The sequence below is a fragment of the Pigmentiphaga sp. H8 genome (assembly GCF_003854895.1).
In the GTDB taxonomy this organism is placed as follows: Bacteria; Pseudomonadota; Gammaproteobacteria; order Burkholderiales; family Burkholderiaceae_B; genus Pigmentiphaga.
This window is the reverse complement of record NZ_CP033966.1, coordinates 1,763,516-1,790,203: the sequence shown is the minus strand read 5'-3', so window position 1 is coordinate 1,790,203 and position 26,688 is coordinate 1,763,516. Positions and strand designations below refer to the sequence as shown.

At 68.6% G+C, this 26,688-nt stretch carries 25 protein-coding genes; 9 read left to right on the top strand and 16 right to left on the bottom strand.

The annotated features are described in order from the left end of the window. Window positions 1-4: 4 nt before the first annotated feature. Window positions 5-2,224: an FUSC family protein gene (locus EGT29_RS08445; RefSeq protein WP_124688601.1), complete on the top strand. Its 2,220-nt coding sequence runs from the start codon at window positions 5-7 to the stop codon at window positions 2,222-2,224. 15 nt (window positions 2,225-2,239) lie between these two features. On the opposite strand, the gene cadR is transcribed toward EGT29_RS08445, so the two are convergent. Next, a complete protein-coding gene (gene cadR / locus EGT29_RS08440) occupies window positions 2,240-2,692 on the bottom strand; it encodes a Cd(II)/Pb(II)-responsive transcriptional regulator (protein WP_124688600.1) in 453 nt (150 codons plus the stop codon). A 111-nt stretch (window positions 2,693-2,803) separates the two neighbouring features. Here cadR and EGT29_RS08435 point away from each other — a divergent pair, with 111 nt between their 5' ends. Further along, window positions 2,804-5,068 carry a cation-translocating P-type ATPase gene (locus EGT29_RS08435; RefSeq protein WP_124688599.1) on the top strand — a complete coding sequence of 755 codons (2,265 nt, stop codon included), beginning with the start codon at window positions 2,804-2,806 and terminating at the stop codon, window positions 5,066-5,068. Here the strand turns inward: EGT29_RS08435 and yaaA are convergent. After that, window positions 5,011-5,784 carry a peroxide stress protein YaaA gene (yaaA, locus tag EGT29_RS08430; protein WP_124688598.1) on the bottom strand — a complete coding sequence of 258 codons (774 nt, stop codon included), beginning with the start codon at window positions 5,782-5,784 and terminating at the stop codon, window positions 5,011-5,013. The two genes, EGT29_RS08435 and yaaA, sit on opposite strands and share 58 nt — an antisense overlap. Window positions 5,785-5,801: 17 nt before the next feature. Here yaaA and EGT29_RS08425 point away from each other — a divergent pair, with 17 nt between their 5' ends. From EGT29_RS08425 to EGT29_RS08410, 4 genes are all read left to right on the top strand, one after another. Further along, entirely contained in the window at window positions 5,802-6,203 is a 402-nt protein-coding gene (locus tag EGT29_RS08425) for a YchJ family protein (RefSeq protein WP_124688597.1), read from the top strand. 76 nt (window positions 6,204-6,279) lie between these two features. After that, window positions 6,280-7,149, top strand: a complete 870-nt coding sequence (locus tag EGT29_RS08420) for an alpha/beta hydrolase (protein WP_124688596.1) — start codon at window positions 6,280-6,282, stop codon at window positions 7,147-7,149. Window positions 7,150-7,262: 113 nt separating this feature from the next. After that, entirely contained in the window at window positions 7,263-7,994 is a 732-nt protein-coding gene (locus EGT29_RS08415) for an enoyl-CoA hydratase/isomerase family protein (RefSeq protein WP_124688595.1), read from the top strand. A gap of 37 nt (window positions 7,995-8,031) precedes the next feature. Then, window positions 8,032-8,985 (top strand): nitronate monooxygenase family protein, encoded by a 954-nt coding sequence (locus EGT29_RS08410; protein WP_124688594.1) that lies wholly within the window; start codon window positions 8,032-8,034, stop codon window positions 8,983-8,985. Between the two features lies 1 nt (window position 8,986). Here EGT29_RS08410 and EGT29_RS08405 read toward each other — a convergent pair whose 3' ends face one another. The 14 genes from EGT29_RS08405 to EGT29_RS08340 all read right to left on the bottom strand — a co-directional run bounded on the left by EGT29_RS08405 (window position 8,987) and on the right by EGT29_RS08340 (window position 23,358). Beyond that, window positions 8,987-10,102 (bottom strand): mandelate racemase/muconate lactonizing enzyme family protein, encoded by a 1,116-nt coding sequence (locus EGT29_RS08405; protein ID WP_161567746.1) that lies wholly within the window; start codon window positions 10,100-10,102, stop codon window positions 8,987-8,989. 2 nt (window positions 10,103-10,104) lie between these two features. Continuing rightward, on the bottom strand, window positions 10,105-11,070 hold the full coding sequence (locus EGT29_RS08400; protein WP_124688592.1) for a tripartite tricarboxylate transporter substrate binding protein: 966 nt from the start codon (window positions 11,068-11,070) through the stop codon (window positions 10,105-10,107). Window positions 11,071-11,147: 77 nt separating this feature from the next. Then, window positions 11,148-12,347: a CaiB/BaiF CoA-transferase family protein gene (locus EGT29_RS08395; RefSeq protein ID WP_124688591.1), complete on the bottom strand. Its 1,200-nt coding sequence runs from the start codon at window positions 12,345-12,347 to the stop codon at window positions 11,148-11,150. Continuing rightward, window positions 12,344-13,075, bottom strand: a complete 732-nt coding sequence (locus EGT29_RS08390; protein WP_124688590.1) for an enoyl-CoA hydratase/isomerase family protein — start codon at window positions 13,073-13,075, stop codon at window positions 12,344-12,346. Before EGT29_RS08390 ends, EGT29_RS08395 begins: the two co-directional genes overlap by 4 nt. Window positions 13,076-13,257: 182 nt before the next feature. Then, the gene (locus tag EGT29_RS08385; RefSeq protein ID WP_124688589.1) at window positions 13,258-13,734 is read right to left on the bottom strand and encodes a MarR family winged helix-turn-helix transcriptional regulator; all 477 of its coding nucleotides are present in this window, start codon (window positions 13,732-13,734) and stop codon (window positions 13,258-13,260) included. A 35-nt stretch (window positions 13,735-13,769) separates the two neighbouring features. Beyond that, window positions 13,770-14,234 (bottom strand): PaaI family thioesterase, encoded by a 465-nt coding sequence (locus EGT29_RS08380; RefSeq protein ID WP_124688588.1) that lies wholly within the window; start codon window positions 14,232-14,234, stop codon window positions 13,770-13,772. Beyond that, window positions 14,227-15,165 (bottom strand): hydroxymethylglutaryl-CoA lyase, encoded by a 939-nt coding sequence (locus EGT29_RS08375; RefSeq protein WP_124688587.1) that lies wholly within the window; start codon window positions 15,163-15,165, stop codon window positions 14,227-14,229. Before EGT29_RS08375 ends, EGT29_RS08380 begins: the two co-directional genes overlap by 8 nt. A gap of 4 nt (window positions 15,166-15,169) precedes the next feature. Continuing rightward, the gene (locus tag EGT29_RS08370) at window positions 15,170-16,813 is read right to left on the bottom strand and encodes an AMP-binding protein (protein ID WP_124688586.1); all 1,644 of its coding nucleotides are present in this window, start codon (window positions 16,811-16,813) and stop codon (window positions 15,170-15,172) included. Next, window positions 16,806-17,573, bottom strand: a complete 768-nt coding sequence (locus tag EGT29_RS08365; protein WP_124688585.1) for an enoyl-CoA hydratase/isomerase family protein — start codon at window positions 17,571-17,573, stop codon at window positions 16,806-16,808. The genes EGT29_RS08370 and EGT29_RS08365 overlap by 8 nt, the downstream gene beginning before the upstream one ends. 114 nt (window positions 17,574-17,687) lie before the next feature. After that, window positions 17,688-18,356 (bottom strand): ABC transporter ATP-binding protein, encoded by a 669-nt coding sequence (locus EGT29_RS08360; protein ID WP_124688584.1) that lies wholly within the window; start codon window positions 18,354-18,356, stop codon window positions 17,688-17,690. Beyond that, entirely contained in the window at window positions 18,353-19,108 is a 756-nt protein-coding gene (locus tag EGT29_RS08355) for an ABC transporter ATP-binding protein (RefSeq protein ID WP_124688583.1), read from the bottom strand. Before EGT29_RS08355 ends, EGT29_RS08360 begins: the two co-directional genes overlap by 4 nt. Then, window positions 19,105-21,048, bottom strand: coding sequence for an ABC transporter permease (locus EGT29_RS08350; RefSeq protein WP_124688582.1), 1,944 nt, complete (start codon window positions 21,046-21,048; stop codon window positions 19,105-19,107). The genes EGT29_RS08355 and EGT29_RS08350 overlap by 4 nt, the downstream gene beginning before the upstream one ends. 3 nt (window positions 21,049-21,051) lie before the next feature. Then, window positions 21,052-22,263 (bottom strand): ABC transporter substrate-binding protein, encoded by a 1,212-nt coding sequence (locus tag EGT29_RS08345; protein ID WP_124688581.1) that lies wholly within the window; start codon window positions 22,261-22,263, stop codon window positions 21,052-21,054. A 120-nt stretch (window positions 22,264-22,383) separates the two neighbouring features. Next, window positions 22,384-23,358 carry a hypothetical protein gene (locus tag EGT29_RS08340; RefSeq protein ID WP_124688580.1) on the bottom strand — a complete coding sequence of 325 codons (975 nt, stop codon included), beginning with the start codon at window positions 23,356-23,358 and terminating at the stop codon, window positions 22,384-22,386. A 562-nt stretch (window positions 23,359-23,920) separates the two neighbouring features. Between EGT29_RS08340 and EGT29_RS08335 the strand changes: the two genes are divergently transcribed. The 3 genes from EGT29_RS08335 to EGT29_RS08325 all read left to right on the top strand — a co-directional run bounded on the left by EGT29_RS08335 (window position 23,921) and on the right by EGT29_RS08325 (window position 26,667). Further along, complete coding sequence (locus tag EGT29_RS08335) at window positions 23,921-24,919, top strand: ABC transporter substrate-binding protein (protein ID WP_124688579.1); 999 nt, start codon at window positions 23,921-23,923, stop codon at window positions 24,917-24,919. A 26-nt stretch (window positions 24,920-24,945) separates the two neighbouring features. Then, window positions 24,946-25,980: an ABC transporter substrate-binding protein gene (locus EGT29_RS08330; protein WP_124688578.1), complete on the top strand. Its 1,035-nt coding sequence runs from the start codon at window positions 24,946-24,948 to the stop codon at window positions 25,978-25,980. Window positions 25,981-26,058: 78 nt separating this feature from the next. Beyond that, window positions 26,059-26,667, top strand: coding sequence for a toxin-antitoxin system YwqK family antitoxin (locus EGT29_RS08325; RefSeq protein WP_161567745.1), 609 nt, complete (start codon window positions 26,059-26,061; stop codon window positions 26,665-26,667). Window positions 26,668-26,688: the final 21 nt, after the last annotated feature.

Genomic DNA, 26,688 nt, shown 5'->3' with positions numbered 1-26,688 from the left:
TTCGATGGATTACTCCACCAAGAACATCAAGAAATTCATCTACAGCCAGTACTTCTACATGGGCATCCGGCAGGCGCTGGGCGTGCTCATGCCGGCGCTGGTGCTGCTGGGGCTGTTCCATCAAGCGGCCCTGGGCCTGGCGGCCACGTTCGGCGCCATGTGCGTGGCCATCGTCGACCAGCCCGGCCCCTTCCGGCACCGGCGCAACGAGATGCTGGGCTGCGCCCTGCTGGGCACGCTGGCGGCCGCCATCACCGCGCTCGCCTCGCCGTATCCGCTGGCGCTGTGGGTGGCCGTCATCGTGCAGTGCTTCGGGTTCTCGCTGCTGGCGGTATACGGCCGCAAGGGCGGGCTGATCGGTTTCGGCTGCCTGCTGCTGATGACGCTGACCATGCACGACGTCCTGGACGCGCGCGCCGCGGCCCTGCACACCGCCGCGGTCCTGGTCGGCGGCCTGTGGTACACGGCGTTCAGCCTGGCGGTCAACCGCCTGCTCTGGTATCGGCAGGCGCAGCAGGCGATCGCCGTCTGCATCTTCGCCTCGGCCGAATACCTGGAAGCCAAGGCGCGCTTCTACGATCCGGACATCGACATCGAGGACAACTACCGGCAACTGATCGCCCGCCAGGCGGCCGTGGCCGAACAGCAGGAAGCCGCGCGCGACGTGGTGCTGCGCGAGTTGCCGCGCCGTTCCGACCGCAAGCGCGACCAGTACCGCACCATGCTGTTCAACCTGTTCATCGACATCGTCGACCTGCACGAGACCATGGTCGCGGTCCATACCGACTACCTGCTGCTGCGCCGGATGTTCAAGGACTCCGACCTGCTGGTCTTCTTCCGCGACCTGCTGCACAAGCTCTCGCAGGATACCGAGGCCGTGGGGCTGGCCGTGACCCAGGGCATGCCCAGCAAGAGCAAATTCACCGTCAAGGCCGAGGTGCGCGCCATCGAATACGAAATCGAACTGCTCAAGCAGCGCGGCTTCCCCGAGGCCGAGCCGGAAGCCTACGCCGCGCTGATCTCGACCTTCCGCCGCGCCCGCAACGCCGCCTACATCGTCGACCGGCTGCACCGCCATACCGACGTCGCCCACCTGGACGAACCCAGTTCGCTCCAGGTCGACGCCTCGCTGCAGCGCTTCCTGTCCCGCCAGGACTTCAAGCTGGGCCGCCTGAGCAGCAACCTCAGATGGAGCTCGCCGTATTTCCGGCACGCACTGCGGGTCACCCTGGCGGCGGCGATAGGCATGACCATTTCCAGCGAGTGGCTGATGCCCCACCACGCCATCCACGGCTACTGGGTGGTGCTGACCATACTCGTCATCATGAAACCGGGCTTCGCCCTGTCCAAGCAGCGCAACCTGCAGCGCCTGGCCGGAACGCTGATCGGCTGCGCGCTGGTCCTGGCCCTGCTGTTCTTCGTGCACAACAAGTTCGTGCTGCTGGCGGCGATGTTCGTGGCGGTCGTCATGGCCAACAGCCTGGTGCTGCTGTACTACGTCGGCAGTTCGGCCTTCAATACCGCCTTCGTGCTGCTGAGCTTCCACTTCCTGGCGCCGGGCTCGCTCATGGTGGTGGGCGAACGGGCCATCGACACGCTGGTCGGCTCGGCCATCGCGCTGGCCTGCAGCTACGTCTTTCCCTATTGGGAATACCGGATGCTGCGGCCGCTGCTGCGGCGCGCGGTCGAGGCCAACCGCCATTACCTGACGGCCAGCCTGGGACTGGTCGGCACCTCGCTCGACAACGTCGAGATGCACCAGGAAAACGTCGACTACCGGCTGGCGCGCAAGAACGTGCACATCGCCTTCGGCAACTTCACCAACTCGTTCTACCGGATGATGCTCGAGCCCAAGTCCAAGCAGCGTTCGCCGGCGCAGTTGAACAGCCTGGTCATCCAGTTGCACGACATGGCCGCGCAGGTGGGCGCGGCGGCGCCGCTGATCGCCGCCCTGCCCGCGCTGCCGCCGCCCATGACCGAGACGGTCGAAACGGTGGACCGCCTGCTGCGCGACGCCAATGCCGGCAAGCCGGCCCAGCCGGACGAGGACGAGCGGCTCAGGCAGTTGATCCGGGACATGGACGGCGCCGTGGCGGCCGCCCAGGCGGGGACGGCGCCGGCCGACGCCGAGCGCGTGCTGGTCTTGCAGCAACTGGCCTACCAGGTCAAGCAGATGGCCAAGACCGCGCTGCTGATACGCGCCACGGTCCCCCAGGTGCATTAGCCTGGCTGGACCGCCTCAGCCGTGGGTCGGCCCCAGCAGCCCGTGCTTGTGCTCGGCGTCGCGGCGCGCCGGCTCCGGTCCCGCCGCCAACCCCTGCAGGATGCCGCAGTCGCGCGCGGCCCGTTCGTCGGAACATTGGCCGCGCAAGGCCTTCAGCGTCTTTTCCAAAGCCTTCAGTTCGGCGATGCGGGTGGCGACGTGGCCGATGTGTTCGTCCAGCAACGCGTTGATCTCGCCGCAGTTGTCCGCCGGATCGTCGCAGAACCGCAGCAGCCGCCGGATCTCGTCCAGCGTCATGTCCAGCGCGCGGCAGTTGCGCACCAGCAGCAGCCGCTCGACGTGCGGCTCGCCGTAGATGCGGTAGTTGGCGGCGGTGCGGGCCGGGGGCGGCAGCAGGCCCTCGCGCTCGTAGTAACGAATCGTTTCGACCGGCGTACCGGTGCGCGTGGACAGTTCGCCTATTTTCATAGCATTCCCCGCGGGGCTGTTTCCTCGTCCTAGGATACGCCTATGTCCCCGCTTGACTCTATACCCGCTACAGGGTTTCAAATGGATCCGTAACGCCTATGGAGCCGACGGATGTCCGATTCCTGCAAACACTGCCACTGCGACGGCCCCGAGGCCGCGCCTGAAACCACCCGCCCCCGCGACGCCTCGCCGGCCACGGACGAAGGACTGCGCACGTCCCTGTTCAAGATCGAACAGATGGACTGCCCGACCGAGGAACGGCTGCTGCGCAAGGCGCTCGAGTCCATGGACGGCGTGCGCACGCTGTCGTTCGACCTGATCGGCCGCACGCTGAAAGTCGGCCACGTGCTGGACGACACGCAGCCCATCATGGCGGCCATCGCCGGCCTGAACATGTCGCCAGTGCCGATCGATGCGTCCGCCGCGCCCGAAGACCAGCCGGCCGAGGCCGCGCCGCGCCAGCCGTGGGTCCGCATGGGCCTGGCCGGCGCCTTCGCGATCGGTTCGGAGGTGCTGGCCTACGCCACCGGCGCCGATACCTCGCTGCCTGTGGCGGTGCTGGCACTGGCGGCCATCCTGCTGGGCGGCCTCGGCACGCTGCGCAAGGGGTGGCTGGCGCTGCGCCATTTCACCCTCAACATCAACCTGCTGATGACCGTGGCGGTGATCGGCGCGGCCCTGATCGGGCAATGGCCCGAGGCCGCCATGGTGATCTGGCTGTTCGGCGTGGCCGAGATGATCGAGGCGCTCAGCCTGACGCGCGCCCGCAATGCCATACGCAGCCTGACGGCCCTGGCGCCCGAACGCGGCCTCGTCCGCCAGGGCGATGGCTCGTGGCAGGAACTGCCCGCGCGGCTGATCGGCGTGGACGCCGTGGTGCGCGTGCGGCCGGGCGAGCGCATCGTGCTGGACGGCATCGTGGTGGGCGGCGCGTCCAGCGTGGACCAGGCCCCCATCACCGGGGAAAGCATGCCGGTGGCCAAGCAGGAAGGCGACGCGCTGTATGCCGGCACCGTCAACCAGCAGGGCGTGCTCGAATACCGCGTCACGGCCACCGCGGGACACACCATGCTGGACCGCATCGCGCAGACCGTGCAGGACGCCCAGGGCAAGCGCGCGCCCACGCAGCGTTTCATCGACCGCTTCGCCCAGGTCTACACGCCCGCCGTGTTCGGGGTGGCGATCGTCGTCGCGCTGGCCGGACCGCTGGTCCTGGGCATGTCGTGGTTCGACTCGGTCTACCGCGCGCTGGTCCTGCTCGTCATCGCCTGCCCGTGCGCGCTGGTCATCTCGACGCCGGTCACCATCGTCAGCGGCCTGGCCTCGGCCGCGCGGCGCGGCATCCTGATCAAGGGCGGCCTGTACCTGGAACAGGGCCGCCGCCTGCGCCGCCTGGCCCTCGACAAGACGGGTACGCTCACCCACGGCAAGCCCACCCTGACCGACGTGGTCCCGCTGGGCGCTTCGCCCCTGCCCAGACCCCGCGCGCTGCAACTGGCCGCCAGCCTGGACGCGCTGTCGTCCCACCCGGTGGCGCATGCCATCGTGTCGGCCCACGACGGCGCCGCCCTGCCTGTCGAGGATTTCGCCTCGCTGGCCGGACGCGGCGTCACGGGCCGGATCGAGGGCAGAACCTATGCGCTGGGCAGCCTGCGCCTGGCGCGCGAGCTGGGCGCGGCGGACGACGCGCTGGAAACCGGGCTGGAGACGCTGGAGCGCCAGGGCAAGACGGCCGTCATCCTGTGCGAGGACAACGTGGCCGTGGCCATCCTGGCGGTGGCCGACACGATCCGGGATTCGAGCCGGACCGCCGTGGCCGATCTGCGCCGGCTGGGCGTGGAGCCGGTGATCCTGTCCGGCGACAACGCCGCCACGGTGCGCGCGGTGGCCGCCGAACTGGGTATCGAGGATGCGCGGGGCAACCTGCTGCCCGACGACAAGCTGGCCGCCGTGGAGGCGCTGGGCCAGACTGCGCCCGTGGGCATGGTGGGAGACGGCGTCAACGACGCCCCGGCGCTGGCCCGCGCCGACATCGGCTTCGCGATGGGCGCGGCGGGCACGGATACCGCGATCGAGACGGCCGACGTCGCGCTGATGCAGGACGACCTGCGCAAGCTGCCCGAGTTCATCCGGCTGTCGCAAGGGACCTCGCGGGTGCTGTGGCAGAACATCGTGTTCGCGCTGGCCATCAAGCTGGTGTTCTTCGTGCTGACCTTCGCCGGCGAGGCCACCCTGTGGATGGCGGTGTTCGCCGACGCCGGCGCCAGCCTGCTGGTGGTGTTCAACGGGCTGCGGCTGCTGCGCCAGCCGCGCCCCGATCAGGCCGCCTTGCGGCGGAACACCAGCCGGTCGGGGCTGGATGCCGAGGCGTCGTAGCCGTAGCCTTCGGCATCGAAGCCCTGCAGGCCCTCGGGCTTGGCGATGCGCTTCTCGATGGCGTGGCGGGCCATCAGGCCCCGCGCACGCTTGGCGTGGAAGCTGATCACCTTGTAGGCCCCGCCCTTCCAGTCCTCGAACACGCACTGGATCACGCGGGCCTTCAGCGCCTTGCGGTCGACCGCCTTGAAGTATTCCTCGGAAGCCAGGTTCACCACGACCGGATGCCTGTCGGCCTCCTGGCGCTGGTTCAGGTAGTCGGACAGCTCGCTGCCCCAGTATTCGTATAGGTTCTTGCCCTTGGGGGTCGCCAGCCGCGTTCCCATCTCCAGCCGGTACGGCTGCATCAGGTCCAGCGGCCGCAGGGCGCCGTACAGGCCGCTCAGGATGACCACGTGTTCCTGCGCCCAGTCCAGTTGCCGGCCCGTCAGGCTGCCGGCATCCAGCCCCTCGTAGACGTCGCCGTTGAAGGCCAGCACCGCCTGCTTGGCGTTTTCCGCCGTAAACTTCGGCGTCCACCTGGCGTAGCGGGCCACGTTCAGTTCGGCCAGCGCCGGGCTCAGGCTCATGAGGCCCGCGACGTCGTCGGCGGACTTGGTTTTCAGCACCGAGATGAGCTTCTTGGCGCGATCCACGAACAAGGGCTGGGTGGACGTCTCGACGTGCGCGGGCGTGTCGTAGTCCAGTTTCTTGGCGGGGGAAAGAAGAAACAGCATGGCGGATACCGGAGCAAATGAAGTCAGGCGTTAATGTAGACCAATTGTGTCCCTGCGGGCTGCCGCGCCCCTATGCGCAATGCTGCGGCCGGTGGCACCACGGGCCCGGCCACTTGCAGGCGCCCGACGCGCCGACGCTGATGCGGTCGCGCTACAGCGCCTACGTGCTGGGCCGGCACGACTATGTCCTGGCAACGTGGCATCCCTCCACCCGGCCGACCGCCCTGGAACCCGACCCGCCCGGCCTGAAGTGGCTGGGGCTGGAGGTGCGGGCCTCGGCGCAGTCCGACGCCGACCATGCCACGGTGGAATTCGTGGCCCGCAGCAGGCTGGCGGGGCGCGCGCAGCGGATGCACGAGAACAGCCGCTTCGTGCGCGAGAACGGCCGCTGGTACTACCTGGACGGGACCTTCCCCTGACGGAGTGGTTAAACTGGCGGGCGGCGCCCCAACGCGCCGCTTCCGGCCCACGCGGCCCCGACCCGACTGACACGCCATGCCCGTCCATCCCCTGCACGACCATCCGGCCTTCACGTCCGCATTCTGCGAACGCGAGTACAACAACCTCGCCCGCATCCCCGACCATCCCACCTATACCGCCCGCTGGGCCGCCGACGGCGCGCTGGCCCGGCGCACGCAAGGCGCGCAGCTGGGACTGCCCTACGGCGACGCGCCGGCCGAAACCCTGGACTACTTCCCGCCCCGCAAGCCGGGCGCGCCGCTGCTGGTCTTCATCCACGGCGGCTACTGGCGCGCGCTGAACAAGTCCGACTTTTCCTGGATCGCGCCCGCCTACGTGGCGCGCGGCGCCGCCGTGGCCATCGTGGACTACGGACTGGCGCCCGCCACGCCCATCGAGGAAATCGTGCGGCAGATGCTGCGCGCCCACGCCTGGCTGTACCGCCATGCCGCCGAACTGGGTTTCGATGCCCGCCGCATCGTGACCAGCGGACACTCCGCCGGCGGCCAGCTGACCGCGATGATGCTGGCCGCGCACTGGCAGGCCTGGTCCGCCGGCCTGCCGCCCGACCTGGTCAGCGGCGGACTGGCGCTAAGCGGTCTGTACGATCTCGAACCGGTCGCCAAGGCGCCGTTCCTTGCCAATCTCGAACTCACGCCGGCGCGCGTGGACGCGCTGTCGCCCGCCTATTTCGTGCCCGAGCGCCGCACACCGCTGATCGCCGCGGTCGGCGCATCGGAAACGGACGAATTCCGCCGCCAGAACCGGCTGATCGCCGCCTGCTGGCCGCGCAACGTCAAGCGCACGCTGGAAGTGCCCGACTGCCACCATCTGGACATCTGCGACCGGCTGGCCGACCCGGGACAGGCATTGTTCGCGGCGGCCTGCGAGCTGCTGGGCCTGTAGCCCCCCGGGGCGGTCTTGCGCCCCGTCCCGGCCAGAGTTGGCATCCCGCCATAAAGTTGACGAAATTAACTACATAGTTTACTTTCTCAACTATATTTCAAGGAAACGCCACCGTGGTCGAGGAAAACGAACTGCTGGCCGAACGACACGGCCATGTCCTGCTGCTGACGCTGAACCGCCATCCCAAGCGCAACGCGCTCGGCCTGGCTATGCTGCAAGGCCTGGTCGACGCCTTCAATGGCGCCGATGCCGATCCCGACACGCGATGCGTGGTCATCGCCGCCCGGGGCAGCTGTTTCTGCGCCGGCGCCGACCTGGAAGAAGCCCGCCGCCTGGCGCGCGAGCAACCGGAGTTGGCCAGCCGGCGCAGCGACCTGCTGGTCGACATCAATACCATCGTGGCGCGCCTGGGCACGCCCGTCATCGCCGCCGTCAACGGTCCGGCCATAGGCGCGGGCGCCGGCCTGGCGCTGGGCAGCGACCTGGTCCTGGCCGCGCCCGCCGCCCGCTTCGGCTATCCCGAGGTCAAGCACGGCATCTCGGCCGGCATGCTGATTCCCAACCTGATCCGGCAGGTGGGCCCCAAGGCGGCCTTCGAACTGGTGGCCACCGGCGACCCCATCGATGCCGAACGCGCCTACGCGCTGGGCATGATCAACCGCGTCGTGCCCGAGGCGGAACTGCTGCCCGCCGCGCTCGCGCTGGCCGAGCGCCTGGCCCAGTTCGCGCCGGCCGGCCTCGTGGCCTCCAAGCGCGCGTTCCAGCAGGCCTACGAGCTGACACTGGAAGACGCGGTGCGCGCCGCGCGCGACGTCAACGACCGGATCCGCGCCTCCGCCGGCTGAACGTCCCCACGAATCCTCCAACACGGTCCTCTTCATCATGCTTGCTACCCGACTGACCTCCCTCCTCGGCATCCGCCATCCCATCGTCCAGGGGGGCATGAGCTGGGCCTCGTCCAACGCGGAACTGGCCCTGGCCGTATCCGAGGCCGGCGGCCTGGGCGTGATCGCCGCCGGCCCCATGTATCCCGACGACCTGCGCGCCGCCATCGCCCGTGTGCGCGCCGGCACGCGCCAGCCCTTCGCGGTCAACGTGCCGCTGTACAACAAGCGCGCGGCGGAATTCCTGGACATCGTGCTGGAAACCGAAGTGCCGGTAATCATCGCCTCGCAGGGAGGGCCCAAGGCCCATATCGGCCGCTTCAAGGAAGCCGGCGTGACGTGGATACAGGTCACCGCCAACCCGCTGCACGCCCGCAAGGCCGAGGACGCGGGCGTGGACGCCGTGATCGCGGTGGGCGGCGAAGCCGGCGGCCATCCCGGCCCGGACGAGGTCGGCACGCTGGTGCTGGTGCGCGCGACGGTCAACGCCGTGACGGTACCGGTGATCGGTGCCGGCGGCATCGCCGACGGCGCGGGCATTGCGGCGATGCTGGCGCTGGGCGCGAGCGGCGCGCAGCTGGGCACGCGTTTCCTGCTGACCCCCGAATCGGGCCTGCACGCCGCCTACAAGGACCTGGTGCTGAACACGGGCATCGGCGACACCGCCATCGTCGGCCGTGGCCGTTCACCCATCCGCATGGTCAAGAACGCGTTCTCGGCCGAGTACGAAGCGGCCGCCAACCGCGGCGCCGACAATGCGGAACTGGACGCCCTGTTCGCCCGCAGCTCGCTGCGGCAAGCCGCCAAGGACGGCGATGTGGCGCTGGGCAAGGTGGAGGCCGGGCAAAGCGCCGGCCTGATCGACAAACTGGAGCCTGCCGGCGAACTGGTCGAACGGCTGGCGCGCGACGCGGAAGCGGCCCTGGCCGGCGCCGCCTCCTGCATCCGCTGATTCAGGCCTGCCCGATGCTGGCGGGCTGGTAGTCCACGCCCGACCCCAGGCCCTCGGGCACCGCCAGCTCGCCGGATTCGACCTCCAGGCCGACGAACGGATCGTCCAGCAGGTGATCGAACTCGGCCAGTTCGGCGCCGGCGTGGATGCTGCCGGCGACACTGGCCACGTGCACCCCCTGGGCCGCCAGCAGGCGCGGCCCGAAGATGGCGCCGAACCGGTAGCCCACGCCCGCCGCCTCGCACAGGCGCACCGCGATCAGCGTGTTGCGTATCCCGCCCAGGTAATGCACCTTGAGGTTGTAGGAATCGGCGGCGCCCATGCCGATCAGTCGCACCAGTCCCGGCAGCCCGGCGATGGCCTCGTCCGCTTCGATCGGCAGCGCGCCCGCGGCGTGCACCCGGCACAATCCTTCGATGTCCGCCGCCGGCACCGGCTGCTCCATCATCGCCACGCCCATCGGCCGCAGCGCCTCGCACACGCGGATCGCCTCGTCGGCCTGGTAGGCCTGGTTGGCATCCACGGTCAGCGTGACGGCCTCGCCCAGCCGCTCGCGCACGGTGCGCACGCGGGCGAGGTCGAGCTCCGACTCGCCGCTCAGCTTCAGCTTGAGATAGCGATAGCCCTGCCGCGCCAGCTTGGCGGCCTGTTCGGCCATGTCCTCGGGCGACTTGATCGAGACGATGCGCGAGGCCTCGACGGTATCGCGCACCTTGCCGCCCAGCAGCACGTGCAGGGGAATGCCCAGCATCCGGGCCTGCAGGTCGTAGACCGCGCAGACGAAGCCCGACAGCGCGCAGACCTCCGCCCCGGCCACCGCTTCCAGCCGGCGGTGCAGGGTTTCCAGCGCGAACGCGTCCTGCCCCTGTGCCTCGCGCCGGAGCGCTTCCAGGACGGGCTCGATGCGGGCCGTGTCGGGCTTGAAGATGGGCGTGCCCAGCACGTGCCCATACCCCACCTGGCCGTTGCGCGCGGTCAGCGCCACGATCCAGCCGTCCACGTGGGTGATGGTGCCGCGCGCGAAGCGCCAGCTGGGATCATCCTGGCGCTGCGAGCAGGCGATGATGTCCACGCGGTCTATCGTGGAGGCCGGGGTGCGAGGGGTGTTGGCGGTCATGGTCATTCGAGCTTGAGGTTGGCCGACTTGATGAGGTCCTTGGTGCGCTGGGCGTCGTCCACGACGAAACGCGTGGTTTCCTCGGGCGAGAGCGTGGCCAGCTCGGTGCCCTGGGCCTCCATCAGCTTGCGGTACTCCGCCTTCCTGGCGACCGCGTTCAGCGCGGCGTTGAGCTTGTTCACCACCGCCGCGGGCGTGCCCTTGGGCGCCGCCACCGTATACCACGACGCGGATTCCGCGCCGCCCAGGCCCGCCTCGGCGAAGGTGGGCACGTCGGGCAGCAGCGGCGAGCGGGTCTTGGACGCATAGGCCAGGGCCCGCAGCTTGCCGGCCTTCACGAAGGGCAGTTCGCCCGACAGGTTCATCACGCCCACCTGCAGGCGCCCGGCCACCAGATCGGTAATCGCGGGCGCCGCGCCGCCGTAGGGGATGTGCGCCATGTCGATCTTGGCCTGCTGCTTGATCAGTTCCCCGCCCAGGTGGGGCGAGGTGCCGGTGCCGGACGAACCGTAGTTCAGCTTGCCGGGATTACTGCGCGCGAGCTCGATCAGCTCCTTCGCGGTATTGGCCTTGACCGAGGGGTTCACCACCAGCAGGTTGGGCTGGTTGGCCGCCAGCGCGATGAAAGTGAAATCCTTGATGCCATCGTAGGGCGTGGGCTGGATCAGCGGCGTGACGATGTGGGCCGCCGCGGTGCCGAACAGCAGCGTATAGCCGTCCGCCTCCGCCCGCGCCACGTAGGCCGCGCCTATGGTCGCGCCCCCGCCCGCCTTGTTCTCGACCACCACCTGCTGCCCCAGCTCGGTGCCCAGCTCCTTGGCCAGGCTGCGCGCCACGAGGTCGGCCGGACCGCCCGCCGCATAGGGATTGACCAGCACGATGGGCTTGGCCGGATAGGACTGGGCCTGCGCCCCCGAGGCGGCCAGCACAAGCGCCGCCGCCAACAACGATTGCTTGAACAGCTTCATGTGAGTCTCCTGGTTTTAGGCCTCCTCCGGCCTCGTACCGCCGGAAGAGGCGAGATCCGGCTGTCGCCGGCACGGCCTTAGATGACCTTTCTTTCGCGCAGCGCCTGGATGTCCTCCTTGCCCAGGCCCAGCCTGTCCGCCAGCACCTGGTCGGTGTGCTCGCCCAGCAGCGGCGGCCGCCCCAGGCTGGGGTCGTCGAAGCCGTCGAACTTGAACGGCACCGGCAGCGCCTTGAACGAACCGAGCTGGGGATGCGCGAACTCGCGCACCATGCCGCGCGCCAGCACGTGCTCATTGCTCAGCACCTCGTCCACGCTCAGGATCGGGCCGGCCGGCACCTTGGCCTCGTCGCACAGCCGGCAGAATTCGTCGCGGTCCAAGCGCGCGACGGCGGCCGACAAGCCGGCCATCACCTCCTCGCGGCGGTTGACCCGGTCGATGTTGCGCACCAGGGTCGGATCCTCGGCCCACTCGTGCAGGCCGAGCAGATCGCACAGCGGCTTCCAGTGCTGGTCGCTGCCCGTGACCTGCACCCACTTGTCGTCGCGGCAGCGGAACGCCGCCGACGGCACGCGGCCCGGATGCTCGGTTCCCAGCCGGGGCGGCACCTCGCCCAGCGCGAAGAAGCGCGCCGCGGCCAGCGACAGCAGGCCGACCTGGCCGTCCAGCATGGAGAAGTCCACGTGGCAGCCCTTGCCCGTGGCCTGCCGCCCCATCAGGGACGACAGGATGGCGATCGCGACCCACAGGCCCGAGGTCAGGTCGGCCACCGGGAGCCCTGGCTTGACAGGGCCCCCGCCCCGCTCGCCCGTCAGGCTCATGATGCCGCCCATGGCCTGGAACACGGTGTCGTAGCCCTTGCGGGGCGCGTAGGGGCCGGTCATGCCGAAGCCCGTGCACGAAACGTAGACCAGCGCGGGGTTGTCCTGGGACAGGCGGGCGTAGTCGAGCCCGTAGCGCTGCAGCGTGCCGACCGGGAAATTCTCCAGCACCACGTCGGCCTGGGCGCTGAGCTTGCGGATGAGATCCTGCCCTTCGGCGCTGCGCAGGTTGACGGTAATGGACTGCTTGCTGCGGTTGAAGGCCATGTAATAGGCCGATTCGGTACCGCCCTCGCCCTCGACCTTGGGTTCGAAACCGCGCGTCTCGTCGCCGGTGCCGGGCTGTTCGACCTTGATCACCGTCGCGCCCAGCTCGGCCAGGATCATCGTGGCGAAGGGGCACGCCAGGACCCGCGACAGGTCCAGGATGGTGACGTTCTCCAGCGGACGCGTCATTTCGCCGCCTTGCGGAAGCCCCGCATGATGACGTTGGTGTCGCGTCCGGCGGCCAGACCTTCTTCCAGCGTCAGCTCGGCCACGCGGTGGAACAGCCGCTTGGTCGTCCCCATCGCGATGGGGCTCCAGCTCGCCAGCTTGGCGGCGACTTCCAGCGCGGCTTCCAGCACCCGGTCGTCGGGTTCGACCCGGTTGGCCAGGCCCAGCGCCAGCGCGCGCGGACCGTTGATGGGCTCGCCCATGGCCAGCAGCTCGAACGCATGCTTGCGGCCCAGCTGGCGGACCAGGTTGGACATCACCACGGCCGCGACGATGCCGTGCTTGAGTTCGGGATAGCCGAAGCGGACGTTCTCGGCCATGACGGTCAGGTCGCAGGCGATGGCCAGCCCGGCGCCCCCGCCCAGCGCATTGCCCCGCACCGCGGCCACGACGGGCTTGGACATGCGCGAGAAAGCCAGGTGCAGCCCGGTGGTCAGGTCGGCGCGCGCATTGACGGCCTGGGGATCCTCGGGCACCAGCGCGCTGAACTCCGACGTGTCTGCGCCGGCACAGAACGACTTGCCCGCCCCCGTCAGCACCACCGCATTGACCTCGGCATCCCGCTCGGCCTGCCACAGCGCATCCACCAGCGCCTGCGTCAGCGCGGTATTCAACGCATTGTGCTTCTCCGGCCGGTTCATCGTCAGGATACGGACGGCCCCTCGGGTCTCAATCAGGAGTTCAGACATGCTCATGCTCGTGGTTTCCAATATAGTTGATTTTATATACTACTTAATTGATAAATTCAACTATATGGACGGAAAACTCCCCCACAGCCCCGTTGCCACCCCCTGAGAAAATCGCCCCAGACCAGGGCACGGGGGATCCGGCTCCGCCGGTCCCCCGCCGCCCGCCCCCTGGGGGGCGCGCGTCAGCGCGTACGGGGGGGTTTGAGTTCTTCCAGCAACCCGATCGTATGCTCGGTCAGCTTGTCGATCGCCCGCTCGAGCACTTCCCGTTCTTCGTCGGTCAGCACGGACAGCATCTTCTCGTTGCGATCGACCGCCTTGGGAAACACCTTGCGGTACAGCGCCCGGCCCTGCGGGGTCAGGTCGAGCCGCACACCCCGTCCGTCCGATTCGTCGGCGCCCCGCTTGACCAGGCCGCGCTCGATCAGCTCGGCCACGCTGCGGCTGGCCTGGCTCTTGTCGATGTTGGCCTCGTGCGCCAGCGCATTGAGCGACAGCGGGGCGAACGCGCCCAGCAACCCGACGATGCGCCAGTCGCGCGAGCCCAGTTCGTACTGGCTCTCGTTCACCCGTGCGGCGATGCGGCTGGAGACGAAGGCCAGGCGGTTCAGGCGGTAGGAAAACAATTCCTTGAGATTCGCGGGAACGGGTCTTGTCATACGTCTTTCTCGATAGGTGAACGCAGGAATTTACCTCACTCGGGCCCGGCCGGGGACGACTTGGGCCGCCTCAGCTTGAAGCTGCTCATGGCCGTGGCGACCAGCGTACCCGCCTCGTCCCGCACTTCGCACTGGCAGAAGGCGATGGACCCGCCGGCATGCTTGACCTCGGCGCGGGCCGTCAGGTCGCCCCGGCCCGGCGCGATGAAATGGATGTTCAGGTCCACCGTGCCGGAGGTCTCCAGGCCGGATTCGATCGTGCGCGTGGCAATGGCCATGCTCGAATCCATCAGCGTGGCGATGGCCCCGCCATGGATGACCCCGCGCCGGTTCGCCAGCCGCGCGCTGGCGGTCATGACGAGCATCGAACGGCCCAGGTCGGCCTCGCGCACGGCAATGCCCAGCCACGCGGCGAATGGCGCCAGGGCCGAACCCGCCAGGGGGCCGGTGGGAATGACCGCCTCGGGCTCCAGCACCGCGCAGGACTCGGGACTATCCATGCGCGGCCACCCCCAGCAGGGGATTCAGCCCGCTCTGGGCGACGCGGCTGTGCAGCGTGCGGCCCAGGGCTTCCTCGCACATCGCCGCGGTTTCCATCAACCCCGCCAGGTCGATGCCGGTGGATACGCCCATGGATTCGAACAGGTTCACCAGGTCCTCGGTCGAGACGTTGCCGGTGTGTCCGCCGCCGTACTTGACCTTGGCCGGATGCCCGCCCACGCCGCCGAACGCGCAGTCGAAATAGCGGCAGCCCGCCTCCAGCGCCGCCACGTAGTTGACCAGGCCGGTGCCGCGCGTATCGTGGAAGTGCGCCACCGTCGCCACGTCCGGCAGTTCGGCGTGCACCGCTGACATCAACTGCTTGACCGTCCGCGGCGAAGCCATGCCGGTCGTGTCGCCCAGCGCCACGTGCATGACGCCCAATTGCGCGAAGCGCCTGACGTCCTCCAGCACGCTGTCCGCCGACACCCGGCCCTCGAAGGGACAGCCCCAGGCGACCGACACCGTGCCGATCATGCGGAAACGCCCCTGCGATGCCGCCACCATGTCGGCCACGTTCTGCCACTGGTCGGCGCGGCTGCGCCGCAGGTTCTTCATCGAATGCGATTCGCTGGCCGACACCAGCAGGCTGATCTCGTTGGCGCCGAAGCCGGCGTCCAGGTCGGCCACCGCGCGCTCCACGGCGCGCACGTTGGCGCAGGTGGCCTTGTACCAGACCCCGTCGCGGCGGGGCAGCGTGCGCAGCAGCTCGCTGGCATCGCCGAACTGGGGCACGACCTTGGGATTCGAATACGAGGTCGCCTCGACGCGCTGGAAGCCGATGCGGGCGAAGCGGTCGATCAAGGCCACCTTGGTGGCGGTCGGGATGAAGGTTTCCTCGTGCTGCAAGCCATCCCGGGCAAAGCATTCGCAAAGCGTAACGTCGCTCATCGGTCTAGCCTCCCTTCGCGCCATGGACGTTCGCCAGGCCGAACAGCTCGATGGCATGCGCCTTGAGCTTGTTCTTCTGGACCTTGGAACTACCCGTCATGCCGATATTGTCGAACGTATCCACGATCTCGAGGTAGCGCGGCACCTTGAAGTTCGCGCAGCGCGCCTTGCACCAGTCGATCAGTTCCTGGCGCTCGGCCTGCTTGCCTTCCTTGAGCAGCACGAAGGCCGCCGTCACCTCGCCCAGGCGCGCGTCGGGCACGCCGATCACCTGGGCCATCTGCACCGCGGGATGCGCGTGCAGCGTCTCCTCGACCTCGGCCGGCGCGACGTTCTCGCCGCCGACCCGATACATGTCCTTGAGCCGGCCGACCATGCGCAGCCGGCCCTCCGGCGACATCTCGCCCAGGTCGCCCGTGCGCAGCCAGCCTTCGGGCGTCAGCGCCTTGGCGGTCGCCTCGGGCATCTTGTAGTAGCCGCGCATCACGTGCCAGCCCCGCACCTGGATCTCGCCCTGGCCGCCCGGAGGCAGGACCTCGCCGCTGTCCTGGTCGACGATGCGCACCTCGGTGCCGGGATGTGGCAGTCCCCAGCCATGGGCGCGCAGTTCGAAGGGGTCATCCCGCGACGACATGATCACGTTGGGTGAAGCCTCGGATTGCCCGTACGCGTTGCAGACGTGGTCCACGCCCATCACGTCGCGGATCTGCTGCATGACCTCGGGTCCCGCCGCCGCCCAGCCGCCGCGCAGGTGCAGCTTCTTGGGATCGAAATCGGGATGGCCCATCATCATCAGGAAGATGGTGTCGTTGCCCGAGGTCAGCGTGCACTTTTCCTCGTCCATCACGCGCAGCGTCTCGGCCACGTCGAACTTGGGCAGCGTCAGCAGACAGCAGCCGGCCACCAGGCTGACCAGCACGGACAGCGTCGTGCCCGAGACGTGGAAGAACGGCCGGATGCTGAAATAGCGATCGTCGTGGCGCACGCCTATGCGCTGGCCGGCGGCCCACGCGTTGGTCAGCATGTTGGAGTGAGTCAGCATCACGCCCTTGGGGAACGACGTGGTGCCCGAGGTGAACTGCATCAGCAGCAGATCGTCGGGCGTGATTCCGGCGGCCACCGCCTCGATGGTATCGGGCGCCACCTGCTGGCCCCGGGCCAGGAAATCCGCGTAGCGCTCGGCGCCCGCCGGGCAGGGGCCGTCGCCCACCATGACGGCTCGGCGCAGCTCGGGCAGCGCCTGGCCGGGCAGGCCGGCATTCAGCGCCGGCTCGACCGCGGTCAGCAACTGGACGAAATCGATGCCCAGGAACGCGTCGGCGAACACCAGCAGCTTCACGTCCGCCTGCTTCAGGCAGAACTGCAGTTCGTCGGTCTTGAAGCGGGTATTGACCGGTACGGTCACCGCGCCCAGGGTCGCGCAGGCGAAGAAGGTCTGCAGCCAGGTGGCGCCATTGCCCAGCATGATCCCGACGTGGTCGCCCTTGCGCACGCCGCTGGCGTGCAGCGCGGCGGCGATGCGGCGGGTGCCGGCCAGCACCTCTTCCCAGGTCAGGCGGTCGGCCTGGCAGACGAAAGCCTCGCGCGAGCCGTACTCGCGGGCGGTGTGTTCCAGCGTGCGATAGAGCGTGGTGGGCCGATCAAGCATTTTTCTGCGCTCCCGCACCGAAGCCCGAGATCGCGCGCTTCCAGTCGCTGTGGCGCAGGTTCTCCTCGATGGCCAGCAGCTCCACGGCCATCGCGCCCTCGCGCGTGGTCTCCACGCCCTGGTCCACGCAGCGCTTGGTCAGCCTGACCGTCAGCGGCGCGGCGGCGGCGATGTGGCGGGCCATTTCCATGGCACGCGCCTCCAGTTCCGCCGGCTCGTACACGTGGTTCACCAGACCGATGGCCTTGGCTTCCTGCGCCTCCACGGTGCGGCCGGTGAACAGCAGCTCCTTGGCCATGCGCGTGCCCACCATGCGCGGCAGCCGCTGCGTGGCGCCTATGGTGCCCCAGCCGACCTCCGGGTAGCGGAACTTCGCCTCGGTGGAGGCCAGGATGAAGTCGCTGGCGCCGGCGATCTCGCAGCCCGAGCCGAAGGCCGCGCCATGCACCACGGCGATGACCGCCTGCGGCAGGCGCTCGAGGGCGGCGTAGGCGGTGAAGCCCTTGACGCGGCGCGCGGTCAGCTCGGCGGTGGACATGTCCTTGCGCTCCTTCAGGTCGGCGCCGGCGCAGAACACCGGCCCTTCTCCCCGGATCACGACCACGTGCACGGCCTCGTCGGCGGCAAGCGCCTCGGTCGCGGCGATCAGCTCGCCGCACATGGCCGTATTCAGCGCGTTGCGGCTCTCGGGCCGGTTCAGTGTCAGCGTGGCGACGTGGTTCTCGACCTCGACGCGGATGGTGGAATATGCACTGCTCATGCGAACCCCTGGATGTCTGGTGGCCTACGATAGTTGTTTTTATACACTACTTTGTTGACGATAACAACTATATGGACGAGCCACCCGGCCCGGACCCGTCGGTGCCCAGGGTCCCTACCCCGGCGCCCCGGGCGAAGCCAACCCCAGCACGCCGTCATCCATGTACAGGTTCCGGTCCGCCAGCGGGGCGGCCAGCGCCTCGTTCTGCTCGGACAGCAGGATCGCCAGCCCCTGCCCGCGCAGGACGCGTATCGCCTCCACCAGCCGCTGCACCACGATGGGGGCCACGCCCTCGGACGGCTCGTCCAGCAGGATCACCCGGGGCTGGGTCATCAGCGCCCGGCCGATCGCCAGCATCTGCTGCTCGCCGCCGCTCAGCGCGCCCCCCGGGCGATGCGCCAGCGGCTCGAGCTCCGGGAACAGGCGGCAGACCCGCTCCACGGTCCAGGGTTCGGCGCCCGGACGCGGCCGGCCCATGGCCACCTCCAGGTTCTGCCGCGCCGTGAGCTGGGTGAAGATGCGCCGGTCCTCCGGCACCCAGGCCAGGCCCGCATGCACCCGCCTGTCGGCACGCCAGCCGGCCATGGACTGGCCATCCAGCAACACCTCGCCGGAAGTCTCGACCAGGCCCGCCAGCGCGCGCATCAGCGTGCTTTTGCCGGCACCGTTGCGGCCGACCAGGGCGACGATTTCCCCCGCTCCGACGTCCAGATCCACGTCGAACAACGCCTGCGCCCGGCCATGGAAGGCGCACAACGCGCGTGTCTGCAACAACGCCGTCATGCCGGCTCCCCCGCCTCGGCCGTGCCCAGATAGGCCGCCCGCACCGCCGGATCCTCGGCGATCTGCCTGGGCGCCCCTTCGGCAATCACGCGGCCGCGCACCAGGACCAGGACCTTGTCGGCAAAGCCGAACACCACGTCCATGCTGTGTTCGGTGAACAACACCGCCAGCCCGCCGGCGGCCTCCTGCTTCACGATGGCCATCAGGCTGCGCCGGTCGGCCCGCGTCATGCCCGCGGTGGGCTCGTCCATCAGCAACACACGGGGCTTCAGGGCCAGCGCGCTGGCCAGCTCCACGCGCTTGAGTTCGGGATAGGGCAGTTCTCCGCACAGCCTGCCGGCCAGCGCCCCCAGATCGAAGCGTTCCAGCCAGGCCTGCAGCTCGGCCGGGTCCACGCCCGCTCCGCGGCCGCGCACATCGTGCCAGACGCCAGGGGCGCGGGCGGCCAGCGCCAGCGCGACATGCTGGCCCACGCTCAGCGACGCCGCCACCTGGGCGATCTGGAACGTCCGCCCCAGGCCCAGCCGGGCCCGCGCGGCCACGCCCAGGCGGGTCAGATCGCGTCCATCGAACACGATGCGGCCGGCATCGGGCTGGAGCTGGCCGTTGATGCACTGGAAGCAGGTGCTCTTGCCCGCGCCGTTGGGACCGATCAAGGCCAGCATCTGGCCGCCTTCCAGCGTGAATCCGACGTCATCCACCGCCCGCACGGCCCCGAACGACTTGGACAGACCCGCGACGACCAGCTTCATCGCGGCGCCCTCCCTTCGCTCGCCCGCCCCCACGTGGCCAGGCCTCCCAGCCGCCTGACGCCGGTCAGCCCTCCCGGCGCCAGCAGGATCACCGCCAGCATGGCCAACCCGACGGCGGCGCGCCAGTATTCGGTCGCGCGCGCCAGGAAATCCTGCCCCACCGTATAGGCCAGGGCGCCCAGCCAGGGGCCGGCCAGCGATTGCAGGCCGCCCAGCAGGACCATGACGAGCGCGTCGACCGACCGGGGAATGGCCAGCAGGTCGGGCGCGACCGAGCCCTTGGCGAACACCGTCAGGACACCTGCGGCGCCCGCCAGCGCCCCCGCCAGCATGAAAGCCGTCCAGCGCACCGCGAATACCGGCAGGCCCAGGCTCTCGGCGCGCAGCGGCGCATCGCGCACCATGCGCAGCGTCAGCCCGAAAGGCGCGTGCATCAGGTGCCGCAGCAGCAGGCCGCCGGCGCATGCCACGCCCAGGACGAACCAGTAAAACCCTTCGCGCGTGGCCAGCCACCCCTGGGGCCAGAAACCGAACAGGCCGTTGCTGCCTCCCGTCACGGCATCCCACTGGAAGGCGATGGACCAGGTGATCTGGGCGAAAGCCAGGGTCAGCATGGCCGCGTAGACCCCGGCCGCCCTGAGCACGACGAAACCGAACACCGCCGCGCCGGCCAGCGCCAGCAGCATGCCCGCCGCCAGGCACAGCAGGATGCTGGCGATGCCGCCTGGCCCCGAGTCGGCCAGCCCCGGCAGCACGGCCGCCACCAGCGGCGCGGCCAGCGCCCCGCCATAGGCCCCCAGGCCCAGGAAGGCCGCATGGCCGAACGAATGGACGCCGCCCGGCCCCATCAGGACATACAGGCTGGCGGCGAAAAGACCGGCGATCAGGACATCCACGGCCAGGACCAGCACATAAGCCATGTCGCCGGCCAGCCAGGGCAACAGCGCCAGCGCCGCCACGCCCGCGGCCAGCAACAGGCCGCCGCGGCGCGTGGGCGGCGGCAGCGGATTGAGCTCGGCGCGCGCCGCGCGCGGCGGCGCCACCGGCCGTCCGAACAGCCCCCAGGGCCGGAAGGCCAGCACGATGGCCATCAGCAGGAATTCGATCACCAGCGTCAGCTTGGGCAGCACCAGTTCCAGGCCGCCTATCGACACCGTCCCCAGCGCCACGCAGGCCGCCTTGACCACGCCTATCATCATCGCGGCCACGAAGGCGCCGACCACGCTGCCCATGCCGCCCACCACCGTCACCACGAAGGCCTCGGCCACGACCTGCAGATCGTAGGCCAGCGACGCCGGCTCGCGCGGCATCTGCAACGCCCCCGCCAGCCCCGCCAGGCCGGCGCCCAGCGCGAAAACCTGTGTGAACAGCCGCCGCTCGTCCACGCCCACGGCCAGCGCCATCTCGCGGTCCTCGGTGGCGGCGCGCAATTGCAGGCCCCAGCGCGTGGACGCCATGATCCATTGCACGCCGGCCAGCACCAGCAGGCCGATCGCCATCAGCACGAAGTCATACGACGGCAGGTTCAGCGTGCCGGGAGCCAGTACGCCCGTCAGCCCCGGCGCCTTGGGCCCGAGCCGGTCGTCGGCGCCCCAGGCGGCCAGCGTCGCATCGCGGATGATCAGCACCAGCGCGAAGGTGGCGACCAGTTGGAAGAGTTCGGGACTGCCGTAGAGCCGGCGCAGCACGCCGCGCTCGATCAGCGCGCCCACCACGGCCACCGCCAGCGCCGCGCCCGCCACCGCGCCCCAGAACCCCAGGGCGCCCCACAGCGGGATCAGTGCCTGGGCCAGGGTGACGCCCAGATACAGCCCCAGCATGGCCAGCGAGCCGTGCGCGAAATTGACCACGCGCGACACGCCGAAGATCAGCGTCAACCCCAGCGACAGCAGGAACAGGCTGCTGGCGCTGGCCAGCCCGTTCAGCAGTTGCGCCAGCACCGCTCAGCGCGCCGGCCGCAACTTCGCCACCTCGGCATCGGTGGGCTGGTACCTGGCGCCGTCGGCATAGCGGAAGTCCACCATGACGCCCGTACGCTGCGCCCCGGCGCCCTGCAGCGCGGTCCGCCCAACGAAGGCGCCCAGCGTCGACTGGTTGTCCTGCGCGCGGAACACGATGGGTCCCCACGGCGAGGACAGCGGCATGTTGCGGAATGCGTCGACGATCTTCTCGGGATTGGTGCCGCCGGCGCGCCGCAGCGCTTCGGCCGCGGCATGGATGGTCACGTAGCCCACCACCGAACCCTGGCGCGGCGGCTCGCCGTACTTCTTCCGATAGGCATCCAGGAAGCGCTGGTGCTCGGGCGTCTTGATCGCATACCAGGGATAGCCCGTCACGATCCAGCCCTCGGGCGCCTCGTCCTTCAGCGGCTCCAGGTACTCGGGTTCGCCCGACAGCAGGCTGACCACTTCACGGCCCTTGAACAGGCCGCGCGTGGCGCCTTCGCGCACGAACTTGGTCAGGTCGGTGGCGAACAGCACGTTGAAGATCGCGTCCGGCTTGCTGGCTTCCAGCGCCTGCACGACGGGTCCCGCGTCGAGCTTGCCGAGCGGCGTGGCCTGCTCGGTCACGAACTCGACACCGGGCTGCGCGGCCTGGAGCAGCGTCTTGAAGGTCTGCACCGCCGACTGCCCGTACTCGTAGTTCGGATAGACGATGGCCCAGCGCTTCTTGCCCAGCTTGGCCGCCTCGGGCACCAGCATCGACACCTGCATCCAGGTCGACGGCCGCAGGCGGAAGGTATAGCGGTTGCCGTTGGCCCAGGTGATCTTGTCGGTCAGCGGCTCGCTGGCCAGGAACGGCACCTTGCGCTGCCGGGCATAGTCGCCCAGCGCCAGGCCGATGTTGGACAGGAAGCCGCCGGCCAGCATCGCCACGCGTTCGCGCGAGACCAGTTCCTCGGCCGCGCGCACCGCGTCGCCCGGCACGCCGTTGTCGTCCCGGATCAACAGCTCCAGCGGGCGCCCGTTCACGCCGCCGGCGGCGTTGACTTCCTCCAGGGCCAGCAGCATGGCCTTGCGGTAGGGTTCGAGGAAGGCGGGCTGCGCCTTGTAGCTGTTGATCTCGCCGATGCGCAGCGGGTCGGCGGCGTGCGCGGGCGCGGCCAGCAGGATCGACAAACCGAGGAAACCGGAAGCAAGCGATGTGCGAAGCATGGACAGACTCGGACTAGGCCCCACGAAGAAGATGCCCGGCATGCGGGGCGGGCGAACGCCGGCACCCCTCCTTTGCGGAGGAGCGCCTATTGTAAGGGGGTAAGGAGTCGCTGGAAGAAATCAGGCGGCCGCGCTCAGGCCCAGCCGCTGCGCGTACTGCCGCAGCGCCTGCACCCTGGGTTCGGCGAAGAACACGGGCTCGGCCTCGTCCAGGCCGGGCGCGGCGCGGCGCTCGCCATCCATCGCCAACAGCGGCAGCACCAGGTCCTGCGAACGCGCCAACTCGTCCCGGCCGAGCAGGCCCGGATAGACTTTGTCGAGCTGGATGACATCCAGCAGGTCTTCGATGATCGCGATGCGATAGGCATCGCCCCCGCCCAGGCGGGCCCGCATGTAGCTGGGCTTGAGCGCCGTGCGCAGCACGGACAGCCCCGTCTTGCGCCACGCCGCCGCTTCCGCCCCGTCGAAGAAGGCCCCGGCGAACAGCAGCGCCTTGCCCGCCTTCGTGGGATAGGCCGCCGTCATCGACGCACCCAGCCGCTGGCGCAGGAAACGCACCTGCACGACCAGGTTGCGCCGCCCCACTTCGTTCAGCCCGCGCTTGTCCAGGTCCCACTTGACCCAGTTCACGATGCGCCGCGACAAGCTGTGCGGCCGCCAGCCCACGCCCTTGCCGGGCGTATTGGCCACGATCCAGTTGGTGACCAGTTTCTCGTGCCATTCGAAACGGCCTTCCGCGCCATCGGCCACCAGGTCGTCGAAGGCATGGAGGTTGTGCAGCCAGTTCTCGCCCCAGGGCCGCCAGTGCCAGCCACGATTGTCGGACAGCACCCGTTCCACACCGAAGAAATGGAAGGCCTGCGCACCCACCATGCTCGGCGGCCGCTGGCAGAAGGCCCAGTGGCTGGCCGGGTGGCGCAGCACGGGCGTCTCGACCGTGTTGAACCAGGCCAGATACTCATCCTTGCGGCCCAGGTGAGCGCCCAGCAGGGTCATGGGCTGGGCGTAGCGCAACCCCCACCAGAACCGGTGCAACCCTTGCGAGCGCGCGCTCCAGAAGCCGGACAACTTGGAAGAATCCGTGAGGTAGGACATGGCGGGACAGCTCAGTGACTAAATTGGATACCAGCGCGCCGGCGGCGCGCCATGGACAACACAGCCAGAATCGAAGCAAAGCCCGCACACGGAAAACGGCGTAATGCGTCGGCGCACGGAAAACGAACGCTAAAGTTCCCTGCGGCGCCGCCGTTAACGTTGGCGTACGAGCGTTATTGCATAACTGGGCGCACAATTCAATATGTAAAAAAATAAGACGCGTTCCGACCCGTGCCTTGCTTGCGAAATACGCAAAATTTTTATCTCCCGCTGACACCGCCTATTAGCTGCTTGTAAGCACTCGCCCCCAATGGCGGGCGAAAGTGCAACTTTTAGTGTGGCGCCCATCTCCCGCCCTTTTCTAGGGGAAATCCTGGCCACGGACTTCCCCGACGGCCTTTGCTCCCTTTCGCCCGCTTGCGCCAGCATGCCGGACCATTTGGTCCAGATTATGAAAATCCCCGAACGCAGGGAATGACCTGACTTGCCGCCGTGATCCGTGAAAGTTTAGTATTCGAAAACTATTTTTATATACAAAACATTCACAGAGGAGACAGCGAGCATGGACTTCCCCTTCTTACCCACCCGCCGCCGGCTGCTGGCCACGGCCGCGCTGCTGCCCACCGCGGCCTGGCTGCCCGCCCGGGCCGCCCAGACGGGCCTGACCGAATTCACCTTCACCATGGGCGTGAATACCGTACCGGGCACGGCCCTGATCGATGCCACCGCCCAGGACCTCGACCTGTGGCGCAAGCACGGCCTGAAGCCCGTCGTGCCGCCTCCGCTGGGCGGCGGCGATCGGCGGACCTGGAGCCCCGAGGAAGAAAACCATTCCGACGTGCGGCTATATGGCATGGGCGCGACCATCAACTACCTCAGCAAGGGGGTGGACTTCGTCATCGTCGCGGATCTCGGGACGCGTGCCGAATGGCACATGTGGTCCCTGGCCGACCGTCCCGTCGACGCCCGGCAGCTCAAGGGCAAGCGCTTCGCGGTCACGCAGTTGTCGGGCACGGACCGGCTGTACGTCGACCTGTTCCTGAAGTCGCTGGGCGTCAGCCAGGACGACGTCACCCTGGTCCCCACCGGCGGCGTACCGCAGAACTACCAGGCGCTGCGCAACGGCCAGGCCGACATCTGGGTAACCACCGAACACGCCGCCATCCTGATCGACCGCGAGCACCGCCTGCGCAGCGTCGCCAAGATCTCCGACTTCGTCGGCAAGGACTGGGATCCCTACGTCATCGTCGCCAAGCGGCGCACGTTGGCTGAACGGCCGGCGCTGGTGAAGGAAGCCGTCGCCACCGTCCTGGAAGCCGTCCGGCACATCGACCGGGCACCGCGCCAGGAAAACGTCACCCGCCTGATGCAGCGCTTCAAGGTCGACGAGGCCGTCGCCGGCAAGCTGCTGTCCACGGTGTCGCTGAATCCGGCCGGCAAGATCAAGTTGTCGACGATAGAAAAGATGCGCAACCACTACGTGGACACCGGCGTGATCAAACGCAATGCCCTGCCGCTGGACGCGATCTTCGATGCGTCGGTCGTCGGTACGGTTGCCTGACCTCCCCCCCACCCAGGAGACATCCCATGCAGCGTTTTCCGCTTTCCCCTTACGCCTCCACCCTGCAACCGGCACGCCGGCGCCTGCTCAAGACCATGGCCGTGCTTCCGGCCGCCGCCTGGCTACCCGGCTGTGGCGGCGACGGCGACCCCGCTCCGGCCGCCAGCGAGCCCACTGCCTTCACCTATGAGATAGGCGTGCGGACCGTTCCCGGCACCGCATTGATCAACGCGACGATCCAGGACCTGGGGCTTTGGGACAAGCACGGCATCAAGCCCGTCGACCCCGTCCCCATCGATGATCGCCGCGAATGGACGCCCGAGGCGGAAAACAACTGCGACGTCCGCCTGTATGGCATGGGCGCGACCATCAACTACTTGAGCAAAGGCGTCCAGTTCACCATCATCGGCGACCTCGGCACCCGGGCCGAATGGCATATGTGGACGCTGGCGGACAAGCCCATCGCGTTGACCGAACTCCGGGGCAAGCGCTTCGCCGTCACCCAGATGGCGGGCACCGACCGCTTCTATGTCGATCTCTTCCTGAAGTCGCTCGAGGTCAGCCCGGACGACATCGTCTATGTGCCCACCGGCGGCGTGGGCACCAACTACACGGCGCTCAGGGAAGACAAGGCCGACATCTGGGTCACGACCGAACATACGGGCATCCTGACCGACCGGGACAACCTGCTGCACAGCATGGCCAAGATCTCCGACTACGTGGGCACGGACTGGGACCCCTACGTGGTTCTGGCCAAGCGCAGCACGCTGAAAGAGAAACCCGGGCTCGTCCGGGAAGCCGCCACGGCCATCTTCGAGGCCGTCCAGCACATCGACAAGGCACCGCGCCAGGAAAACCTCGACCGCCTGATGAAGCTGTTCAAGGTGGACCAGGCCATGGCCGAAAGGCTGTTCGCCACCGTATCGCTGAATCCCTCGGGCAAGATCAAGCTGTCGACCATAGAGAAAATGCGCAACCACTATATCGAGAACGGCCTGATCACGCCCGAGTCAGCCCCGCTGTCGGCGATCTACGACGCGTCCATCCTCGGCACGCGGTAACACTGATTTACGGGGCGGCCGCGACAAGCCGCCGCCCTGGAAGGTATGGTTGAGGATCGCATCCAGAGGTCCTCGTCCATGAAGGTTTCACCGCGGCACCTGACGGCCTGCGCGGCAGCGCTTGCCATCGCGCTCCTTGCCACCACGTCCCACGCCGAACGCAACACCTCGCTGGCCGGCCAGACCGTGGTCCAGCCCGTGGACGACGGCCAACATACCAAGGAATACGCCCGCAACGGCCAGTTGATCTACGAATCCATCGAGCGCCAGCGAACTCGCGGCGGCAAGACGGTCACGGAAGCCATCGAACGGGAATGGAGCGAAAACGGCAAGCCTTTGCGCGACCAGACCTTCGTGGGGGGCAATGAAATCAAGGGAACGGCCTGGTACCTGAACGGCCAAGTCAAGGAAACCCGCGTGGATCAATCCGTGCGCGAACCCGGGGGACTGCCTGGCAAGTACGTGGAACGGTTTTCCGACCAGGGCAAGCTGCTATCTGCGGGGGTTTTCCAGGGACAGTTCCGCCCGGTGGGCACACACAAGGAATATGACGCAGCGGGCCAGCTCAAGCGGGAAGTGACGTATGACGCGCGCGGCGGCCGATTATCCGAACGCAGCTACGATGCGTCCGGCGCCGTCATACGAAGCGAACGTTTTCTACCCGACGGTTCCCGCATCCGCGATTAAGAAAAGGGGCGCGTAAAAGAC

What these genes read in the sequence shown, in the direction of transcription:
- EGT29_RS08445 (WP_124688601.1), top strand. Translation starts at nt 5, where the DNA reads ATGGATTACTCCACCAAGAACATCAAGAAATTCATCTACAGCCAGTAC.
- cadR (WP_124688600.1), bottom strand. Translation starts at nt 2,692, where the DNA reads ATGAAAATAGGCGAACTGTCCACGCGCACCGGTACGCCGGTCGAAACG.
- EGT29_RS08435 (WP_124688599.1), top strand. Translation starts at nt 2,804, where the DNA reads ATGTCCGATTCCTGCAAACACTGCCACTGCGACGGCCCCGAGGCCGCG.
- yaaA (WP_124688598.1), bottom strand. Translation starts at nt 5,784, where the DNA reads ATGCTGTTTCTTCTTTCCCCCGCCAAGAAACTGGACTACGACACGCCC.
- EGT29_RS08425 (WP_124688597.1), top strand. Translation starts at nt 5,802, where the DNA reads ATGAAGTCAGGCGTTAATGTAGACCAATTGTGTCCCTGCGGGCTGCCG.
- EGT29_RS08420 (WP_124688596.1), top strand. Translation starts at nt 6,280, where the DNA reads ATGCCCGTCCATCCCCTGCACGACCATCCGGCCTTCACGTCCGCATTC.
- EGT29_RS08410 (WP_124688594.1), top strand. Translation starts at nt 8,032, where the DNA reads ATGCTTGCTACCCGACTGACCTCCCTCCTCGGCATCCGCCATCCCATC.
- EGT29_RS08405 (WP_161567746.1), bottom strand. Translation starts at nt 10,102, where the DNA reads ATGACCGCCAACACCCCTCGCACCCCGGCCTCCACGATAGACCGCGTG.
- EGT29_RS08400 (WP_124688592.1), bottom strand. Translation starts at nt 11,070, where the DNA reads ATGAAGCTGTTCAAGCAATCGTTGTTGGCGGCGGCGCTTGTGCTGGCC.
- EGT29_RS08395 (WP_124688591.1), bottom strand. Translation starts at nt 12,347, where the DNA reads ATGACGCGTCCGCTGGAGAACGTCACCATCCTGGACCTGTCGCGGGTC.
- EGT29_RS08390 (WP_124688590.1), bottom strand. Translation starts at nt 13,075, where the DNA reads ATGTCTGAACTCCTGATTGAGACCCGAGGGGCCGTCCGTATCCTGACG.
- EGT29_RS08385 (WP_124688589.1), bottom strand. Translation starts at nt 13,734, where the DNA reads ATGACAAGACCCGTTCCCGCGAATCTCAAGGAATTGTTTTCCTACCGC.
- EGT29_RS08380 (WP_124688588.1), bottom strand. Translation starts at nt 14,234, where the DNA reads ATGGATAGTCCCGAGTCCTGCGCGGTGCTGGAGCCCGAGGCGGTCATT.
- EGT29_RS08375 (WP_124688587.1), bottom strand. Translation starts at nt 15,165, where the DNA reads ATGAGCGACGTTACGCTTTGCGAATGCTTTGCCCGGGATGGCTTGCAG.
- EGT29_RS08370 (WP_124688586.1), bottom strand. Translation starts at nt 16,813, where the DNA reads ATGCTTGATCGGCCCACCACGCTCTATCGCACGCTGGAACACACCGCC.
- EGT29_RS08365 (WP_124688585.1), bottom strand. Translation starts at nt 17,573, where the DNA reads ATGAGCAGTGCATATTCCACCATCCGCGTCGAGGTCGAGAACCACGTC.
- EGT29_RS08360 (WP_124688584.1), bottom strand. Translation starts at nt 18,356, where the DNA reads ATGACGGCGTTGTTGCAGACACGCGCGTTGTGCGCCTTCCATGGCCGG.
- EGT29_RS08355 (WP_124688583.1), bottom strand. Translation starts at nt 19,108, where the DNA reads ATGAAGCTGGTCGTCGCGGGTCTGTCCAAGTCGTTCGGGGCCGTGCGG.
- EGT29_RS08345 (WP_124688581.1), bottom strand. Translation starts at nt 22,263, where the DNA reads ATGCTTCGCACATCGCTTGCTTCCGGTTTCCTCGGTTTGTCGATCCTG.
- EGT29_RS08340 (WP_124688580.1), bottom strand. Translation starts at nt 23,358, where the DNA reads ATGTCCTACCTCACGGATTCTTCCAAGTTGTCCGGCTTCTGGAGCGCG.
- EGT29_RS08335 (WP_124688579.1), top strand. Translation starts at nt 23,921, where the DNA reads ATGGACTTCCCCTTCTTACCCACCCGCCGCCGGCTGCTGGCCACGGCC.
- EGT29_RS08330 (WP_124688578.1), top strand. Translation starts at nt 24,946, where the DNA reads ATGCAGCGTTTTCCGCTTTCCCCTTACGCCTCCACCCTGCAACCGGCA.
- EGT29_RS08325 (WP_161567745.1), top strand. Translation starts at nt 26,059, where the DNA reads ATGAAGGTTTCACCGCGGCACCTGACGGCCTGCGCGGCAGCGCTTGCC.